Annotated in this window: 16 protein-coding genes and 1 other RNA gene; 2 read left to right on the forward strand and 15 right to left on the reverse strand. The window is 42.4% G+C overall.

The genetic code is table 11. The features are described from left to right. Window positions 1–369 precede the first annotated feature (369 nt). The 9 genes from arsC to secG all read right to left on the reverse strand — a co-directional run bounded on the left by arsC (window position 370) and on the right by secG (window position 8715). Window positions 370–801 carry an arsenate reductase (thioredoxin) gene (arsC, locus tag ABD010_RS00710; protein WP_343809340.1) on the reverse strand — a complete coding sequence of 144 codons (432 nt, stop codon included), beginning with the start codon at window positions 799–801 and terminating at the stop codon, window positions 370–372. A 36-nt stretch (window positions 802–837) separates the two neighbouring features. Continuing rightward, a complete protein-coding gene (locus ABD010_RS00715) occupies window positions 838–2136 on the reverse strand; it encodes an arsenic transporter (RefSeq protein WP_343809342.1) in 1299 nt (432 codons plus the stop codon). A gap of 14 nt (window positions 2137–2150) precedes the next feature. Continuing rightward, window positions 2151–2495, reverse strand: a complete 345-nt coding sequence (locus tag ABD010_RS00720) for an ArsR/SmtB family transcription factor (protein ID WP_343809344.1) — start codon at window positions 2493–2495, stop codon at window positions 2151–2153. A 779-nt stretch (window positions 2496–3274) separates the two neighbouring features. Further along, window positions 3275–3615: a transfer-messenger RNA gene (gene ssrA, locus ABD010_RS00725) on the reverse strand. Between the two features lie 102 nt (window positions 3616–3717). Then, the gene (smpB, locus tag ABD010_RS00730; protein ID WP_343809346.1) at window positions 3718–4182 is read right to left on the reverse strand and encodes an SsrA-binding protein SmpB; all 465 of its coding nucleotides are present in this window, start codon (window positions 4180–4182) and stop codon (window positions 3718–3720) included. Window positions 4183–4322: 140 nt separating this feature from the next. After that, window positions 4323–5132 (reverse strand): zinc transporter ZupT, encoded by an 810-nt coding sequence (gene zupT / locus ABD010_RS00735; RefSeq protein WP_343809348.1) that lies wholly within the window; start codon window positions 5130–5132, stop codon window positions 4323–4325. 298 nt (window positions 5133–5430) lie between these two features. Continuing rightward, the gene (gene rnr / locus ABD010_RS00740) at window positions 5431–7599 is read right to left on the reverse strand and encodes a ribonuclease R (RefSeq protein WP_343809349.1); all 2169 of its coding nucleotides are present in this window, start codon (window positions 7597–7599) and stop codon (window positions 5431–5433) included. A 49-nt stretch (window positions 7600–7648) separates the two neighbouring features. Continuing rightward, window positions 7649–8395 (reverse strand): alpha/beta hydrolase, encoded by a 747-nt coding sequence (locus tag ABD010_RS00745; RefSeq protein WP_343809351.1) that lies wholly within the window; start codon window positions 8393–8395, stop codon window positions 7649–7651. An 89-nt stretch (window positions 8396–8484) separates the two neighbouring features. Then, the gene (gene secG / locus ABD010_RS00750; RefSeq protein ID WP_343809352.1) at window positions 8485–8715 is read right to left on the reverse strand and encodes a preprotein translocase subunit SecG; all 231 of its coding nucleotides are present in this window, start codon (window positions 8713–8715) and stop codon (window positions 8485–8487) included. Window positions 8716–8868: 153 nt separating this feature from the next. Between secG and ABD010_RS00755 the strand changes: the two genes are divergently transcribed. Both ABD010_RS00755 and ptsP read left to right on the forward strand, forming a co-directional pair. Beyond that, window positions 8869–9792, forward strand: coding sequence for an alpha/beta hydrolase (locus tag ABD010_RS00755; RefSeq protein ID WP_343809353.1), 924 nt, complete (start codon window positions 8869–8871; stop codon window positions 9790–9792). Between the two features lie 64 nt (window positions 9793–9856). After that, window positions 9857–11563: a phosphoenolpyruvate--protein phosphotransferase gene (gene ptsP / locus ABD010_RS00760; protein WP_343809354.1), complete on the forward strand. Its 1707-nt coding sequence runs from the start codon at window positions 9857–9859 to the stop codon at window positions 11561–11563. Window positions 11564–11737: 174 nt separating this feature from the next. Here the strand turns inward: ptsP and ABD010_RS00765 are convergent, their stop codons facing one another. From ABD010_RS00765 to ABD010_RS00790, 6 genes are all read right to left on the reverse strand, one after another. Beyond that, the gene (locus ABD010_RS00765; protein WP_343809355.1) at window positions 11738–12325 is read right to left on the reverse strand and encodes a nitroreductase family protein; all 588 of its coding nucleotides are present in this window, start codon (window positions 12323–12325) and stop codon (window positions 11738–11740) included. 12 nt (window positions 12326–12337) lie between these two features. Beyond that, on the reverse strand, window positions 12338–13300 hold the full coding sequence (locus ABD010_RS00770; RefSeq protein ID WP_343809357.1) for a nucleoside hydrolase: 963 nt from the start codon (window positions 13298–13300) through the stop codon (window positions 12338–12340). A gap of 359 nt (window positions 13301–13659) precedes the next feature. Then, window positions 13660–14943 carry a phosphopyruvate hydratase gene (gene eno, locus ABD010_RS00775; RefSeq protein WP_343809359.1) on the reverse strand — a complete coding sequence of 428 codons (1284 nt, stop codon included), beginning with the start codon at window positions 14941–14943 and terminating at the stop codon, window positions 13660–13662. 43 nt (window positions 14944–14986) lie between these two features. After that, complete coding sequence (gpmI, locus tag ABD010_RS00780) at window positions 14987–16525, reverse strand: 2,3-bisphosphoglycerate-independent phosphoglycerate mutase (RefSeq protein WP_343809361.1); 1539 nt, start codon at window positions 16523–16525, stop codon at window positions 14987–14989. Beyond that, window positions 16522–17280: a triose-phosphate isomerase gene (tpiA, locus tag ABD010_RS00785; RefSeq protein WP_343809363.1), complete on the reverse strand. Its 759-nt coding sequence runs from the start codon at window positions 17278–17280 to the stop codon at window positions 16522–16524. The genes gpmI and tpiA overlap by 4 nt, the downstream gene beginning before the upstream one ends. A gap of 16 nt (window positions 17281–17296) precedes the next feature. Next, entirely contained in the window at window positions 17297–18478 is a 1182-nt protein-coding gene (locus ABD010_RS00790; RefSeq protein WP_343809365.1) for a phosphoglycerate kinase, read from the reverse strand. Between the last annotated feature and the right edge of the window lie 211 nt (window positions 18479–18689).

The raw sequence follows: 18689 nt of genomic DNA on the forward strand, positions 1-18689 counted from the left end.
GTTTGTATTTTATTTTCATGTTAGTAGAATCTCCTTAATCCTACATCTTGCCGGAATTCAAGCACAATATTTTCATGGGAAGTGTGATAAACTAAATCTACATCTTTTGATTTTAAAAGTTCTTTTGTTGCTGACTCGTCTGCTAGAGGTCTTATAACAGCCACATCTTCAATAATTTCTTAATAGTTTTCAATATGAGACGATAGTACTTTCAGTTTAACAAATTGATCCGGGTACATATTTCTAACTTCTGGCCATTTCAATTCCACCGCCCCTTTCATTTAACATTATTATATGACTATTTTAACATTTACCATAGAACTTCATAATAAATATTGTCACAAATCCTTTTTAGAGAAAAGCGCCCGATTAATGAATAGTTATTTTTTCTTCTTCGGCAAACTTCTTAATACGAGCTTCAATTTGGTCTCGAACACGTTGAAAAACCGACCATTTTTCTTCTTCCGTTCCTTCAGCTTTGGCCGGATCATCAAAGCCCCAGTGATCCCTCTTTACATGCGGAGGTGTCATGGGACATTTATCTTTTGCATCTCCACAAAGCGTAATTGCATAATCGGCTTGATTTAACAGCCCTGCATCGATGATTTTAGATTCCTGTTGTGAAATGTCTACCCCCACTTCTTTCATCGCTATAATGGCATTCGGATTAACGCCGTGGGCTTCTATACCCGCTGAATAAACATCAATTTTGTCGCCAAGATATTTATGGCCAAATCCTTCAGCTATCTGACTGCGACAAGAATTCCCGGTGCACAAAAAATAAATGATTGGTTTAGGCATGTGTACTCTCCTTTGCGTCCATTTTGATATGAGTTACTATGAAATAATTTGAAGCCAGATATATAATCCGGTTAGCGTAATGAACAAGGTCGGAACCGTTAAAATGATACCCACTTTAAAGTAATAACCCCAAGAAATTTTAAAACCTTTTGTTGAAAGAACATGAAGCCATAATAATGTCGCTAAAGACCCGATAGGCGTGATTTTTGGACCTAAATCCGATCCAATAACGTTCGCATAAATTAACGCTTCTTTCATCATTCCCGATGTATTCGTTTCAGCAATTGCCAACGCATCTATCATTACAGTCGGCATATTGTTCATAACCGAAGACAAAAACGCGGCGATAAATCCCATTGAGATCGTGGCAACAAACAATCCTTGTTCTGTCGCAGATTGAATAACGTTAGCAAGTACGTCGGTTAATCCAACATTTCGTAACCCATAAACGACGACATACATTCCTACAGAGAAAAAGACAATATCCCATGGGGCTCCTTTTACAACTTTAACAGTCTCTACCGCAGAACTTCTTCTCGCCATGATTAGGAAGAAGACCGCAACAATACCCGCTATAATGGAGACCGGGATTTCCAATGGTTGACTTGCAAAATACCCAACCAATAATATCGTAAGCACGACCCAAGACAAGCGAAACATTTTATGATCTTTGATGGCTTGCTTTGGTTTTTCCAGTTGATTTACATCATAATCTTCCGGAATACTTTTCCTAAAGAACAGATAGAGTACCAGAATACTTGCACCAATGGAAAAGAAATTCGGAACAATCATACGTGTCGCATATTCAATAAACCCAATTCCAAAAAAATCCGCAGAAACGATGTTAACCAGGTTACTCACAACAAGCGGCAACGAGGCAGTATCCGCGATAAAACCACTCGCCATAATGAATGGTAGAATCATCTTTTCTTTAAAGTTTAAATTTCTTACCATCGCGAGCACAATAGGCGTGAGAATCAGCGCAGCTCCATCATTAGCAAACAGAGCGGCAACAACAGCACCCAGTAGAATCACGTAAACAAACATTTTCTTTCCGTTTCCTTTGGCTATTCGAGCCATATGTAAAGCAGCCCATTCAAAAAAGCCAATCTCGTCAAGTATGAGCGAAATAATAATAATTGCTACAAAAGCCAATGTGGCATTCCAAACAATATCCGTGACGGCTAACACATCTTGAATATTAACCACACCTGCAATTAACGCTAAAATTGCTCCTCCACAAGCAGTCCAGCCAATTCCCAGGTTTTTTGGCTGCCAAATCACTAATACAAGCGTAAGTACAAAAATAATCGTTGCTACAATCACCAAATCCAAATGAATCCCCCCTACTAACAGCACTGAATACGTAATCCCGCATCCTCCAGTGCACGTAATTTCTCTTTCTGATCAGGTATTTGCTCTAATATCTGTTGAACGATTGGGTATGTGGTATGGGAAGTATTTAGCGAATAAAAAATCCATTGTCCCCTTCGTTGTTCTTTTACAAGACCGGCATCCCTAAGTTTCCTTAAATGCTGGCTAATAGATGGCTGACTCATTTGCAAAACCTCAACAAACTCACACACACAACATTCACCATCTTTTACTAATCCTAAAATCGTTAAGCGTGTTTTATCACCTAAAAGCTTTAATGTCTGGGCGGCATTTTCAAGTTCAATTATTGTTTTTTCCATCAGCATCACCTTTAATCATTAGTATATAAGCATATTATTATATGCGCAATAAAAAATTACTTCTTAATCTTAAATAATAGGGCCGTTAATGGAATAAGATTCTATTTTATTGTTACCATAAAAAGGTCGTTTGGACAATAAATATCCAATAAGATGAAACAGTATAAATGTAGTTCAAACGGTACGACTTTGTTTAATATGGATTTAAAGACTTTCATAATAAATAAAAATTAAAAATTTCCAAATTTTGAAGGTTACGGCTTACATACACCCTTTTAGGTGTGTATTCCTGAAAGAATATTTTTTAAGTATAAACTTGACAAATCGCAATCTAATGTTTCAAGTCACAATAGTGATCATCTAGAAATTACTTAAAAAGTTAAATTGTCGTTTAAGCATATTCTTGGCGAAAATTATTTAAGCATATCCTTGCCGTCGCGGCAAACATATGCTTAAAGTCACAAAATAAAAAAACCACCAACATTATGTATTGGTGGAGACGGTGGGACATGCTCTTCCATGCTTTCGACATGGCACTGACTATATCTTGAACCTGTTTCGTCAGGTTCTCCAGCGTCTTATGCGGAACATTAATTTACCCTTTTTTAGTATACATTCCACATCCTAGTACTACCAAGATGGCAGCCTATGAGTCGATACACGGCTGTTGGATTGCTCCACATACCGCTCGGCATTGCCATATCACTTTAAAGTGACTTAGGTTTCACCGATAAAGCCGGATTTTCACTTTTGTGTTGCCACAAAAGGCGACTATTTACTAATCGAACCCACGTCCAGAGATATCGCCACTCAAGCATCTACACGCATAGTTGGTATATTATCTTTCACTGCATCTTCAGCCTGCCAACAGGCTTCCGAGCAGCTAGTCTGATTGGTTTCAACCATCATCCTCAGACGGCGAATGACAGTATAGCCCGCTTCATTTGAGACCCTTCAATCTGCCACACGGGCGATGGCAGGAAGGATCGCTTTAGAACTACTTACGCAGCTGCTAAAGCAGGTTGATTTGTTTCTTTGCCAGTTATTATAGGCGATAACGTTTTACGAGCCGTAACCTCGACGCGCAGCCTGAGCTCAATCTATCCCTGTCGAATCCGTAACGTCCCCATTTAGTGGAGAATCGCTCGGAATAGAACGAGCAATATTCAATTGATAACTATATTATAACATATCGAATGCTGAAATCAAGCCCTGGAAGCTTTTACCGCATGTTCTCCTTAATGGCACGGTCAACATCACGTTTCATTTGTTTACGTTTTAAGTCTTCCCGCTTATCATATTTCTTTTTCCCTTTTCCGAGGCCAATCAGCACTTTGGCAACACCATTTTTAATGTAAACTTTCAATGGCACCAGTGCATACCCTTGCTGTTGCGTCAGACCAACCAATTTATCTATTTCTTTGCGGTGCAGCAGCAGTTTCCGTGTGCGTGTCGGATCGTGATTGAACCGGTTGCCCTGCTCATACGTAGCAATATGCATATTGATCAGATGGACCTCACCTCTACTGATTCTTGCGTGCGAGTCCTTTAGATTTATCCGTCCGGCACGTATAGATTTAATTTCAGTACCCTGCAAAACAATTCCGGCTTCGTACGTTTCTTCAATAAAATAATCATGCCGGGCTTTTTTATTTTGTGCAATTGCTTTTCCATTTCCCTTTGGCATAGCGTGCGTCCTCCTACTTCATGCGTGAATCTTATTCTATCAAAAACCTCTGGGAAATCCAATTGTTTTCGATGGTGGTGGTGTTTTTATTAGCATCTTATATGATGAGTCAAGAAGAATTCCAAACTCTCCAGATAAAATTAAATGATCAACAGCAAACTCAGCGCCATGACAGCCATTCCGCTGATCAGACCATAGATGGACACGTGTGCTTCATCATATCTTTGAGCCGCTGGCAGCAATTCATCCAGAGAGATAAAGACCATGATGCCGGCGACCGCTGCAAAAATAACACCAAATGTAATACCGTTCAAAAATGGCATCAAAATGAGAAAACCGACAACTGCTCCGACCGGTTCAGCCAGACCCGACAAAAACGAAAGCCGGAATGCTTTGCTTTTATCATCTGTTGCATAATATATCGGCACGGACACAGCGATTCCTTCCGGGATATTGTGTATCGCAACAGCTATTGTAATCGCAATCCCAAGTGCGGGATCCTGCAGTGTTGACATAAATGTTGCAATCCCTTCAGGAAAGTTATGAATTCCGATGGCCAAAGCAGTAAAAACACCCATCTTCAACAAAGCCGGATCCTGGATTTTGCTCCCGTTTTTCCGCATATCCTCGACTTTTTTCAGTTCATGCGGGTTTGATTGTTTCGGAATAAACCGGTCAATCATGGCAATCAGAACAATTCCTGCAAAAAAAGAACCAACCGTCAGCCAGCTTCCACCCTGTTCTCCTAGTTCCTCAATCAGTGCTTCGTGTGCTTTCGTGAAAATATCGATGAACGAAACATAAATCATCACACCTGCTGAGAAACCAAGTGCATATGATAAAAATTTCGTATTGGTTGTTTTTGCAAAGAATGCCAATAAACTCCCTATCCCTGTTGCCAGTCCGGCGATCAATGTGAACAGGAAAGCTAATAAAACATCGTGTGACACTCCATACGCCTCCTCTTGTTGTCCTGCTTAACAAATGTTTACCTTGGTCAACTTTTATAATGACAATTACATTCTATTCCAATGATTTGCAAAATGCAACTATAAAAATTTCTTAGAAAACTGGGCTTATCGCCTAGCCATGGCGAAAGCCTTAGTTGACTTATGCAATAAGAAAGTATTTATACTTTCTTATTGCATAAAAAAACTAATGCGGTTCCCTGCCACCACCCGAATTTTGTCGCAACGTATTCGGATGGCGGTCCGGTCCACATTAGTGTTCTGGCGCTTATTAAAAAGTTTATCCTTTTTTCTGCTTAGCTTTTTTCCGTGGTGGCTGGCTATCCACCAATTCAAAGTCAACGACACGTTCATCGAGATTTACATGAACGACCCGTACATCAACTTCTTCACCGATACGGTAAATGTTGCCGGTGCGCTCGCCGATCATCGCGTAGCTTCGTTCATCAAAATGGTAGTAATCATCGGTTAGGTAACTTACATGGACAAGTCCTTCGACGGTATTTTCCAATTCGACAAACAAACCGAAATTGGTAACGGAGCTGATAACACCGGTAAATTCCTCGCCGATTTTATCCTGCATGAATTCAGCTTTTTTCAAATCATCGGTTTCCCGTTCGGCATCAACCGCTGCTCTTTCCATCCCAGATGTGTGACGGGCAATTTCTGGCATGTGTTCTTTCCAGTACTTAATTGTCTGCGGATCCATTTTCTTCTCAATCAGGTACGTGCGAATCAACCGATGAACAGTTAAGTCCGGATAACGGCGAATTGGCGAAGTGAAATGGGTGTAAAAATCGGTTGCCAGTCCGAAATGCCCGACACTCTGCGGGTCGTACTTCGCCTGCTGCATCGAACGCAACATCAGCTTGGACACAATCATTTCCTCGGGTTTGCCTTTCACACCTTCGATAATTTTCTGCAATGCCTGCGGGTGAACCTCATTTGCTTTTCCTTTCACGGCATAGCCAAGTCCTGCAACAAATTCAAAGAAATGCTGCAGCTTTCCTTCATCCGGGTCTTCATGGATCCGATGGATAAATGGAACATCCATCCAGTGAAAATGTTCCGCAACCGTTTCATTGGCCGCAAGCATAAATTCCTCTATCAGTCTTTCCGCAACCGATCGTTCACGTAACACGACATCACTGGCTTTTCCATTTTCATCGACGAGTACTTGTGCTTCTTTGAAATCGAAATCAATCGCCCCGCGTCCCATTCGCTTACCGCGTAAAATCGAAGCGAGTTTTTCCATCTGCTCGAACATCGGCACAAGTTCCTGATACTTATCACGGACTTCCGCATCGTGATCAACCAGAATTTTATTAACATCCTTATACGTCATGCGTTCATTGGTTTTAATCACACTTTGGAAAATTTCATGGTTGACCACTTCACCTTTTGGATTGATCTCCATTTCACAGCCAAGTGTCAGCCTGTCCACCTGTGGATTTAACGAGCATATTCCGTTGGATAGGCGATGCGGTATCATCGGAATCACCCGGTCAACCAAATATACACTTGTTCCACGCTCAAATGCCTCTTTATCAATTGGCGTATTCTGCTCCACATAGTAACTCACATCCGCAATATATACACCAAGCATGTAGTTGCCATTATCCAGTTTTTTCACGGAAACCGCATCATCCAGGTCCTTGGCATCCGCACCGTCAATTGTAACTATCATTTCGTCACGACGGTCGACCCGGTTTTCCAGTTCACCCGGTTCAATTTCTTCCGGCGTGTTGGCTGCCTGATCCATAACCTCATCCGGAAAATCTATTTTAATGCCGTTCTTATGAACGATCGAAAGAATATCAATTCCAGGATCGTTTTTATGACCCAAAATATAAATGATTTCGCCTTCCGCACTCTTGCCGGCTTCCGGATATTGCGTTATATGAACGATTACCTTATGTCCGGTAACTGCACCGCCAAAAGCATTTTTCGGAATAAAAATATCATTTGGAATCCGTTTGTCATCAGCAATCACAAAACCGAATGATTTATTATTTTCAAACGTTCCGACTACCTGATGTGTCGCCCGTTCCAAAATCCGAATAACCGTGCCTTCAGGTCTGTTGCCGTCATTGCTCTGTTTTTCCAGCCGGACCAGTACCGTATCATTGTTCATCGCCGACCCCATATCAGAATGATGGATATAAATGTCGGCCTGGTTGTCATCATCCGGGATTAAAAATGCAAAACCTTTCGCATGCATTTGGATTCTGCCCCGGATCAAATTCATTTTTTCCGGTAATCCAAAACGATTTTTCCGGGTTCGGACAAGTTCCCCTGTCTCTTCCAATTCATTAAGCGATTTAATAAGTTTTTTAAAGTCTTCTGTTTCGGTCAATTCCAATTCCTGTTCCAATTCATTCACAGATAACGGTTTTTCCCGGTGTTCATTAAAATAATCACGTAATCTTTCTTTTACTGCTTCACTCATTCGTTCACCTTCTTTCCATAGTATTGTTCACGATTTTTCACCATTATAATCATTCGCTCCAGTCAAGGGACTCAAGAAAACGGTAAATATCCTCGTACAACTGTTCTTTTTCCTTTCCCATCGTGATCACATGGCTGGAATTTTCATACCATTTCAAGTCTTTTTGATCGGATTGAATATTTTCGTATATATAGTTTGCACTGTCTGTGTTGATCATTTCGTCCTGACCAGCCTGGACAACCAACGCAGGCGAATAGATTGTATCAACATTGTTTTTTACTTCTGTTATGAATTTACCAAGATCCCGAAACATTTCTGCTGAATTATCAAGCAATTCATTGACTTCCTGATCAACCGTTTCCGCATCTTTTCCTTCAAGCTGCTTGAATTCTTTTGCTTTTGCCTGGAACCCCTTCGTCAGTTCTGTTTCATTGTCAAAAAACATCGGTGCGCACATTGTAACAAGCCCCTTCACCTGATTGGAGTAGGCAAGTTTTAGGGTAAGAACACCTCCAAGCGATAATCCAGCCACGGCAATTTCTTTATAACCCAGCTCTTTCAAATGGTTATAGGCATTCTCAACATCTTCCCACCATTGCGCCGCATTTGCTTTAATTAACGCTTCAGGCTCTTTTCCATGCCCCCGGTAAATTGGCGCATGACTGGTATAGCCTTTTTTCTCTAAAAAACGACCCAGCATGCGAACATCTGCTGAATGTCCAGTAAATCCATGTAATAATAATACCGCACGCGGGCCTGCTTCAAACGTAAATGGTTTTGGTAGTTTTATTTTCATTTCTGCTACATCTCCTTCAGTAATTCCTGGTATCAATACCATACCCTATTAAAAAACCCTTATCACATGATGTGCGATAAGGGTTTTCTTTACACAATATATCCACTTAGAAAAGCTAACACGAAAAACAGCACCCCAGTTACAACTGTTCCTCTATGCAGTACAAGATCTGCACCGCGGGCTTTCTGTTTCCCGAAGAGCTGTTCGGCACCCCCGGAAATTGCTCCGGAAAGCCCTTCACTTTTACCTGACTGCAATAAAATAAGTACGATCATTACAATTGCATCAATAACCAATAAAATATTTACAATCCCTGTCATTATGAAATGACACCTCCTGTAACGGACAAATACCTATAAGTACCTTAGCATAATTTCATATCGAACCGCAAGTTATTTTCGCTTATTTTTGGACGTTTCATTGATTTCATTTTAACATGATAATAGACCAATTACGAAATGGGTGGATGAAAAATGGAAGAAACATTATGGTTAACGATGGACGATGATGTACAGATTTACGTCAAGAAATGGTTCGACCCTTCAACAAAACCGGCGGCCATCGTCCAGCTTGCCCACGGCATGGTCGAGCATATTAACAGGTACAATGAAATTGCTGAATTTTTACGGTCGCATCATATCTTTGTATACGGTAATGATCACCGTGGACATGGGAAAACAGCAGAACAACAGGGTTTGTATGGATACCTTGCCGAACAGGATGGCTTTGAACGGGCTACAACGGATCTGTTTGAAGTAACAAAACTAATCAAGCTGGATTACCCGGATACACCCTTATTTCTGCTCGGACACAGCATGGGATCTTTTTTGATCCGTAACTATATCAGCCGACAAAGCGGCATGATCGATGGAGTGATTTTGTCAGGCACCGGATATTTTTCAAAGCTGACAAGCCATGCCGCCAAGCTGATTGCTTCCACTCTTCCGCCGAAAGAAAAATCACCTTTAATGAATTCGCTGGCGTTCAGTTCGTACACGAAACGGATTAAAAACAAGCGAACGAATTTTGACTGGCTTTCACGTGACAGAAAAGTGGTGCAGTCGTATATGGAGGACCCGATGTGCGGTCATATTCCGACAGCCCGGTTTTTCTATGATTTAATGACAGGACTCATTACGATTCATAACCGGAAAAACATCCAATCCGTCCGCCCCAGCCTGCCAATGTTCTTCATAAGCGGCAGTGAAGATCCAGTCGGCAACTATGGAAAAGGTGTCTGGAAAACAGCCGGACTTTATCGTGATGCGGGAGTTGAGGATGCCACAGTAATGTTATTTGACCAGGGAAGACATGAATTACTAAATGAAAAAAACCGTGATCTGGTTTACGATGACATACTCCATTGGATGGAGGCACACATGGGTCGCAATGCTTGAACCGTTAAGCAGAAAAAAGTAAAATATAGGGTGGAATAAACTGAATTTGAAGGGTTGGTTTTGTATGATTCAAGGAATAGCTGCATCGAACGGTATAGCAATCGCCAAGGCATACTTGCTTACTGCACCGGATCTGTCATTTGAGAAAAAGACGATTGATAATCCCAACACAGAGGTAGAACGTCTGGAGAAAGCACTCGACGTATCAAAAGACGAACTGGAAAAAATAAAAGCACATACGAAAAAGGAAATCGGCGACGAACATGCGGAGATTTTTTCTGCACATTTGCTTGTTTTAAGTGATCCGGAACTGATAAACCCAATTAAGGAAAAAATTAAAACTGAAAATGTGATGGCAGAAGCGGCACTTGACGAAACGGCCAACATGTTTATCGATATGTTCAAAACTATGGATAATGAATATATGCGGGAGCGTGCTGCAGACATTGATGATGTTACAAAGCGGGTAATGGCGCATTTACTTGGAGCAAGTTTCCCCGATCCTGCGCTTATCGATGAGGAAGTTGTCGTCATCGCCAATGACCTGACACCATCGGATACCGCCCAGCTGAATCGCCAATTTGTACAAGGATTCGCAACCGACATTGGCGGTCGCACATCACACTCGGCTATCATGGCGCGGTCGCTGGAAATTCCGGCTGTTGTCGGAACAAAAAAAGTTACAACTGACATTAATAACGATGACATCGTTATTGTTGACGGTATCGAAGGAAATGTGATTGTTAATCCAACTGATGATGAACTCGCAACATACAAACAAAAACAGGAATCCTTTGCGAAACAAAAAGAAGAATGGGCCAAGTTGAAAGATGAATCAACCATCACTGCTGATGGAGAGCAGGCGGAACTTGGTGCAAACATTGGCACGCCTGAAGATGTAGCAGGTGTTCTTAACAATGGCGGTGAAGCAATTGGCCTTTATCGGACGGAATTTCTGTACATGGGCAAAAATGAACTGCCCACAGAGGAAGAACAATACGACGCGTACAAGTCTGTGCTTGAACAGATGGGTGATAAACCGGTTGTCGTCCGCACATTGGACATTGGCGGTGATAAAGAATTAAGCTATCTGGATCTTCCGAAAGAATTAAATCCATTCCTCGGCTTTCGGGCAATCAGGTTTTGCCTGGAAAATGAGAATGTATTCCGTACTCAATTACGTGCGTTACTGCGCGCAAGTGTTCATGGCAACCTGAAAATCATGTTTCCAATGATTGCAACACTTGAGGAGTTCCGCCAGGCAAAAGCAATTCTGTCGGATGAAAAAGAAGACTTGAAGCAAGAAGGCATAAAAGTTTCCGATCAAATCGAAGTCGGCATTATGGTTGAGATTCCATCCACCGCAGTAACAGCCAAACAATTCGCCAAAGAAGTGGATTTTTTCAGTATTGGAACGAATGATCTGATTCAATACACGATGGCAGCCGATCGCATGAACGAACGCGTCTCATACTTGTATCAGCCATACCACCCGGCAATCCTGAATTTGGTAAGCAGTGTTATTGAAGCAGCACATGCAGAGAACAAATGGGTTGGCATGTGCGGTGAAATGGCCGGTGATTCAATCGCAATCCCAATACTGCTAGGACTTGGCCTGGACGAATTCAGCATGAGCGCAACATCCATTCTGCCGGCCCGCACTCAAATCCGCGGACTGTCAAAGGAAAAAATGGCATCATATAAAGATAAATTCTTATCAATGGGAACTGCAGAAGAAGTTGTTCAATTTGTGAAAGAAAAGACAGAGTAAGATTATAATTTGCCCGGACAACAGGTATGTCCGGGCATTTTGTTGTTGATGTGTCTCTGTTCTGTCGATATATGTTTTTTTGTCGATATATCTGCTGTTCTGTCGATATAATTTTTCTCCTGCCGATATATTAGCTATCCTATCGATATAAAGCGTGCCACACAATCCTGCAAGTTAATCCGATATTACCTCCAGCTTCCCCTCAATCGGTGTACGTCCTTTATCACGGGGAATCTTTTCGGGATAGCCAATTTGCATGACTGCTGCAATCTTAAACGTTTCACTATCCAAGCCAATATCTTCAAGGAAACCGCTGTCATGCATGTAGGGGGTGATTGTCCAGAGCATTCCCACACCATATTGCCAGGCAGCAAGCTGAGCATTTTGTATAAACGCACAAACTGAGGCATACTCCTCCTCATAGCGGACGGGATCTTCGTTTTTTTCAACATAAATCAAAGCATGGTGCGGGATCTTCATGAGAAACTTCCGCATTGATTCAGTCATTTTCACCGTCTTCGGATTGTTATCAGTTTTCAGCATTCCGATTCGCTGATAACTTGCCAAAATTGAACTGATAAATTGTCGCTTTCCTTCTTGTTGATAGAGTTTTATCTTCCAAGGTTCATTCATGTAATGCGTCGGAGCATAGGTTCCGTATGACAATATTTTTTTCAAAATTGCCAGGTCGACTTCAATCTCTTTAAAACGATGAATAGATCTGCGTTGTTTAATAGCATCCAGTAGTTCGATGATGATCACCCTTTTTTAAAATCACTGACTGGACTGTTGACCAGTCATTGTCGTCATAAAATCGATATAAAACTTTTTGTAATCTAAACCAAAAGCAATCCGGTGTGGTTTGACTGCTGAATTATTGCTCATGTTTCCATTTGGCCTAATATTGGCGATGCTCTGCCCGCGTGCTGCCCCTGTTTCTTGTTGAACAATTTTAACTGGAAATACCCGATAGGTAAACATATCTTCCTTGACAACAGCCATCAGTGTCAGAACATCATGCAGCGGGGCGCCCTTTATGTCAGGATATACTTTTTTATAATATTTATAGTAATAATCCAGCATCGGCTTGATAATATCTAAGCCGCCTACACGGTCAATATAATCAGTCATTTTTGGTGTCACGATTGCTTTTTGCGTTACATTCAATGGAAAAATAGTCACATTTTGAGCATATTTTAATACAATCTGTGCCGCAATAGGGTCTCCGTAAAAATTCGCCTCCGACACTGCCGTAACATTGCCAGGAACCCAGAACGCACCTCCCATAAGATTATACCGGTTGACATTATTCATCAATGATGGATACAGAATGAACAACGTTGCAAGTGAAGTGAGTCTGCCTATATTTACAATAATCAGGTCATCCTTATATTCCTTAATTATATCAACCACTTCAAAAAAGTTTTCCACAATTCCATTTTCTTCGGCTTCCGGTGGAATAATTGGTCCAAGCCCGTACTCCCCATGAATTTCCGGGAAATATGCTGGATTCTCACCTGTCATTGGATGTTGTGCGCCACCGATAACTTGTATATCCTCTTCGATATCCAGCAGATTACGGATATAATTTACATTCGCCAGAGCATTTTCTTTCGGAATGTTTCCATAATCTGCGACAACACCAACTACATCAATCTTATCATTAAAGTAAGAATAAATGAGCGTAATTGTATCGTCAATGCCAATGTCCCCAAACACGAGAACCTTTTTCGCCATAAGGTTCACCCCTTTTTAAAGCTGTTACACCCATACTGTATTCCGGTTAGGGTTTGTCCTATGTGAGAGTTCTCCAACTTTAACCGGGGTGCTGTTGCATAGGAACATATTTGTGGTGGAGACATTTTTAACCTTCGCACGTTTGGGGCGGAGTTCGCACGTTTGGGGCGGAGTTCGCACGTTTGGGGCGGAGTTCGCACGTTTGGGGCGGAGTTCGCACGTTTGGGGCGGAGTTCGCACGTGAACATTCGGGTGGTGCCCGGCACCACCCGAATGTTGCCGAATAAAAAAGAGCGGAAAGTTCCGCTCTTTTAACTGTATCAATTTTATAAAGTTGACAACACTGTCCGTCTCTTTCCTTATTTTAAATTATAAAATGAATTTAAACCGCCGTATTCGCCCATGCCGGCGAGTTCGTCTTCAATCCGGAGCAGCTGGTTATATTTGGCAACGCGGTCAGTCCGGGACGGTGCACCGGTTTTGATTTGTCCGGCGTTCGTTGCAACTGCAATGTCAGCGATGGTTGCATCCTCTGTTTCACCGGAACGATGTGAGATTACCGCGGTATAGCCGGCACGCTTAGCCATTTCAACTGCTGCAAATGTTTCAGTCAGCGTTCCAATCTGGTTCACTTTGACAAGAATGGAGTTGCCGACACCTTGTTCGATTCCATGTGCCAATTTACTTGTGTTGGTAACGAATAAGTCATCACCAACCAGTTGTACTCGATCACCGATGCGGTCGGTCAGCAGCTTGTGACCTTCCCAGTCATTTTCATCGAGACCATCTTCAATTGAAATAATTGGATAATGATGAATAAGCTCTTCATACCAGTCAACCATTTCAGCAGATGTGCGGACAACCCCTTCACCTTTCAAGTTGTACTTGCCGTCATCATAAATTTCAGATGAGGCAACATCCATGGCAAGTTTTACTTCTTCACCAGGTTTATATCCGGCAGCTTCAATTGCTTCCACAATTGTTTGCAGCGCCTCTTCATTGGACTTCAAATTTGGTGCAAATCCGCCTTCATCACCTACACCAGTATTATAGCCTTTTGATTTCAATACTTTCTTCAATGCATGAAAAATTTCGGCACCGGTGCGCAGCGCTTCCTTAAATGTTGGAGCAGCGACAGGCATAATCATAAATTCCTGAATGTCCACATTGTTATCGGCATGCTCGCCCCCATTTAAGATGTTCATCATTGGGGTTGGCAATGTTTTTGCATTGAATCCGCCGAGATAGTTGTACAAAGGCAACCCCAGATAGCTTGAAGCTGCATGAGCAACAGCCATGGAAACACCAAGAATAGCATTGGCACCAAGGTTTCCCTTGTTATCTGTACCATCGAGTTCCAGCATAATTTGGTCAATGATATTCTGGCGGGTTACGTCAACTCCAAGCAATTCAGGTGCAATGACATCATTGACATTTTGCACTGCTTTTTCAACACCCTTGCCGAGATAACGGTTCTTGTCCTCATCGCGAAGTTCAACTGCTTCGTATTCACCTGTTGATGCGCCACTTGGCACCAGTGCGGCACCAAAAGCACCGGACTCAGTGGATACTTCTACTTCGACTGTTGGATTACCTCTTGAATCCAACACTTCACGTGCATATACGTCTGTAATATATGGCATCACAATCGCTCCCTTGGTTTACTTTAATATAGTTTACCATGAATTATTTTTTAATTAATGATTCACCGGTCATTTCATCGGATTTTTTTACATCCAGTAAATCCAATAATGTTGGTGATAAATCTGCTAAAATTCCGCCGTCACGGAGCTCAGCACCTTCTTTCGTGACAATTACCGGAACCGGGTTTGTCGTATGTGTGGTCATCGGTTCATCTTCAGTTGTGACCACTTCATCCGAGTTGCCGTGATCGGCCGTAATGATAGCATTTCCGCCAAGCTCAAGAATTTTATCGACGACTTTCCCGAGACATTCATCAACGGCTTCAATCGCCTTGATAGTAGGTTCAAGTTTACCGGAATGACCAACCATATCCGGATTGGCGAAATTTAAAATAATTGCATTGTTCTGTTGGGAATCGAGTTCCTGCAGAAGTGCATCTGTCACTTCATATACACTCATTTCCGGCTTCAAATCATACGTAGCAACCTTTGGCGAATCAATTAATACACGCTTTTCGCCGGGAAATTCCTGCTCACGCCCGCCACTCATGAAAAACGTAACGTGCGGATACTTTTCCGTTTCTGCGATGCGAAGCTGGTTCATTTCGTTTTGAGAAAGCACTTCGCCGACTGTATTATCCAGGTTTACCGGCTCATACGCAACATAGCCGTCAACCGATTCACTGAAATTAGTCAGCATTACGAAATCCAGATGTTTTGGTACGCCCTCCCCGCGGTCAAAGTCATGGAAATCTTCATTGGCAAACGTGCGGGAAATTTGAATTGCCCGATCCGGCCGAAAGTTGTAAAAAATAATGGAATCCCCGTCCTGAACTTTCCCGACCGGCTCATTATTTTCATCAATCAGCACCGACGGAATAACGAATTCATCATAGATACCATTTTCATAGGAATCGTCAATGACGTCATATGGATCCCGATAGCTTGGTCCCTCACCATATACCATGGCATCATACGCCTTTTTGACACGATCCCATCGTTTATCCCGGTCCATCGAGTAATACCGGCCGGAAATAGTCGCAATCTTTCCGACCCCATATTCGTTCATTTTGTCCTGTGTCGCTTTGATGTATTTTTTTGCAGTTTGTTGCCCAACATCGCGTCCATCCAAAAATGCATGAACGTATACATCCTGTAAGCCGTTGTCACTCGCCAATTTCAGCAGTGCAAACAAGTGACGGATATGGCTGTGCACACCGCCATCTGACAGGAGCCCGAAAATGTGCAGTGCTTTACCATTTTCTTTTGCATTCTTGATTGACTTCAGAAACGCTTGTTTTTCAAAGAAGTCGCCTTCCTTGATTGACAGGTTCACACGGGTCAGGCTTTGATAAACAATACGTCCGGCACCGATATTCAAATGGCCTACTTCCGAATTCCCCATTTGGCCTTCCGGAAGACCGACTGCTTCACCTGAGGCATTCAGCTGATTATGCGGGTATTGTTTCCAAAACCGATCAAAATTTGGTGTGTTCGCTTGTTTAACTGCGTTCCCTTTTTCTTCATCCCGAATGCCAAACCCATCCAGGATGATTAGTGCAGCTAATTGATCCTGCTTCATTTCGTTCCAGCCTCCACAAGTTTGAAAAATGATTCTGCTTCAAGGCTTGCACCGCCGACTAATGCACCATCAATATCCGATTGTGCCAGCAGTTCATCAACGTTTGCCGGCTTAACACTTCCGCCATATTGAATAATAACTTTTTCGGCAACATCCTCTGACGTGATTTCTTTCAAAACGCTGCGGATGTGTGTACACACTTCATTGGCATCCTCACTTGACGCTGTTTTACCTGTACCGATTGCCCAGATTGGTTCATAAGCAATAATTACCGAAGCAGTCTGTTCGTCAGTCAGTCCTTCCAGTGCTTTACGTACCTGGTTTTCAATATGATCTTTTGTTTCATTTGCTTCTCGTTGTTCTAGCGTTTCACCGACACAGATAATTGGTGTAAGCACATGGTTAAACGCTGCATGTGTTTTTTTATTTACCGTTTCATCGGTTTCGGCAAAATATGCGCGGCGTTCGGAATGACCGATAACAACATGGGTGACACCCAAATCCCGCAGCATCACAGGGCTGACCTCACCGGTGAATGCACCATTTTCTTCAAAGTGCATGTTTTGCGCACCGATTTTAATTGGCGATCCTTTCGTTTTTTCAACGAGTGCCGGCAAAAATGGAAATGGTGCACAAACAATTGCTTCCACATTGTCATCGGCTGGCACTTTATCTACGACAGCATCGGCAAATTGATTTGCTTCTGACAGTACTTTATTCATTTTCCAGTTTGCAGCAATTACATTCTTTCGCATCGTCTCACCTCATCTATTATTTTTCGTCCAGTGCTTGTACGCCTGGAAGAACTTTTCCTTCCATAAATTCGAGTGATGCTCCACCACCGGTTGAAACATGATCCATGGCATCAGCATAGCCGAATTTTTCAACAGCTGCTGCGGAATCTCCGCCACCGATGACAGTATATCCTTCTGTGTTGGCAAGTGCTTCCGCCACAGCTCTTGTCCCGCCGGCAAAAGCATTCATCTCAAAAACACCCATTGGCCCGTTCCAGATAACCAACTTGGATTCAGCAATAATCTGTGCATATGTCTCGCGTGTTTTCGGGCCGATATCCAACGCTTCCCAATCAGACGGAATAGCCTCAATTGCGGTGATTTTCGTATTGGCATTTTCGGAAAAATCATCTGCCACAACCACATCTTCCGGCAATACGAAATGGACACCTTTTTGTTCAGCCTTTTTCATAAATTCTTTGGCCAAATCAATCTTATCCTCTTCCAGCAATGACTTGCCGATCTCATGACCTTGCGCTTTCACAAATGTGTAGGCAAGTCCACCGCCGATAATCAGATTATCCACTTTATCAAGCAGATGATCGATCACATTAATTTTATCCTTCACTTTTGCACCGCCGATAATTGCTGTGAATGGACGGTCAGGATTCTCCAGTGCTTTTCCCAATACTTCAATTTCTTTTTCCAGCAATAATCCTGCTGCTGATGGAAGCTGTTCCGCAACACCGGTTGTTGACGCATGTGCACGATGTGCCGCACCAAATGCATCGTTCACATACACATCAGCCATCCCGGCAAACGCTTTGACCAACTCTGGATCATTCTGTTCCTCGCCAGCTTCGAAACGAACATTTTCTATCAGCAAAACATCCCCATTATCGAGGCGGGAAATGGCTTCATCCACCTCTTCTCCGATTACTTCATCTGTTTTGATAACTTCTTTTCCAATCAGGTCACTTAGTCTTGCTGCAACCGGATCCAGCCGCAGTTCGTCGACCGTTTTTCCTTTAGGACGTCCGAGATGGCTGGCCAGGATAACTGCCGCCCCATTGTCAGTCAACTGACGGATTGTCGGCAGTGCTGCTTTTATCCGTGTATCATCGGTTACCTCGCCATCTTTCATCGGAACATTGAAGTCAACGCGGCAAAACACTTTTTTGCCCGCAACATCCAAATCCTGAAGCGTTTTTTTGTTCATGTCAAAACCTCCCACTACTTACATATGTACCATTTTAGATTTTCCCAAATCTTTTATCCGTTAATCATTATACTAGAAATCAGAAGATAGAGCACACAGCATGAAGTCAAATATTCATCCGACATTCGATGGATATGTGCGGTTTCATGCTATATATGTGCGATTCGTAGACATATATGTGCGGTTTTATAACGGATATGTGCGAAAACAG

This window comes from Virgibacillus siamensis (assembly GCF_039522605.1).
Taxonomy (GTDB): Bacteria; Bacillota; Bacilli; order Bacillales; family Amphibacillaceae; genus Lentibacillus; species Lentibacillus siamensis.

What these genes read in the sequence shown, in the direction of transcription:
- arsC (WP_343809340.1), bottom strand. Translation starts at nt 801, where the DNA reads ATGCCTAAACCAATCATTTATTTTTTGTGCACCGGGAATTCTTGTCGC.
- ABD010_RS00720 (WP_343809344.1), bottom strand. Translation starts at nt 2,495, where the DNA reads ATGGAAAAAACAATAATTGAACTTGAAAATGCCGCCCAGACATTAAAG.
- smpB (WP_343809346.1), bottom strand. Translation starts at nt 4,182, where the DNA reads ATGCCAAAGGGAAATGGAAAAGCAATTGCACAAAATAAAAAAGCCCGG.
- rnr (WP_343809349.1), bottom strand. Translation starts at nt 7,599, where the DNA reads ATGAGTGAAGCAGTAAAAGAAAGATTACGTGATTATTTTAATGAACAC.
- ABD010_RS00745 (WP_343809351.1), bottom strand. Translation starts at nt 8,395, where the DNA reads ATGAAAATAAAACTACCAAAACCATTTACGTTTGAAGCAGGCCCGCGT.
- secG (WP_343809352.1), bottom strand. Translation starts at nt 8,715, where the DNA reads ATGACAGGGATTGTAAATATTTTATTGGTTATTGATGCAATTGTAATG.
- ABD010_RS00755 (WP_343809353.1), top strand. Translation starts at nt 8,869, where the DNA reads ATGGAAGAAACATTATGGTTAACGATGGACGATGATGTACAGATTTAC.
- ptsP (WP_343809354.1), top strand. Translation starts at nt 9,857, where the DNA reads ATGATTCAAGGAATAGCTGCATCGAACGGTATAGCAATCGCCAAGGCA.
- ABD010_RS00770 (WP_343809357.1), bottom strand. Translation starts at nt 13,300, where the DNA reads ATGGCGAAAAAGGTTCTCGTGTTTGGGGACATTGGCATTGACGATACA.
- eno (WP_343809359.1), bottom strand. Translation starts at nt 14,943, where the DNA reads ATGCCATATATTACAGACGTATATGCACGTGAAGTGTTGGATTCAAGA.
- gpmI (WP_343809361.1), bottom strand. Translation starts at nt 16,525, where the DNA reads ATGAAGCAGGATCAATTAGCTGCACTAATCATCCTGGATGGGTTTGGC.
- tpiA (WP_343809363.1), bottom strand. Translation starts at nt 17,280, where the DNA reads ATGCGAAAGAATGTAATTGCTGCAAACTGGAAAATGAATAAAGTACTG.
- ABD010_RS00790 (WP_343809365.1), bottom strand. Translation starts at nt 18,478, where the DNA reads ATGAACAAAAAAACGCTTCAGGATTTGGATGTTGCGGGCAAAAAAGTG.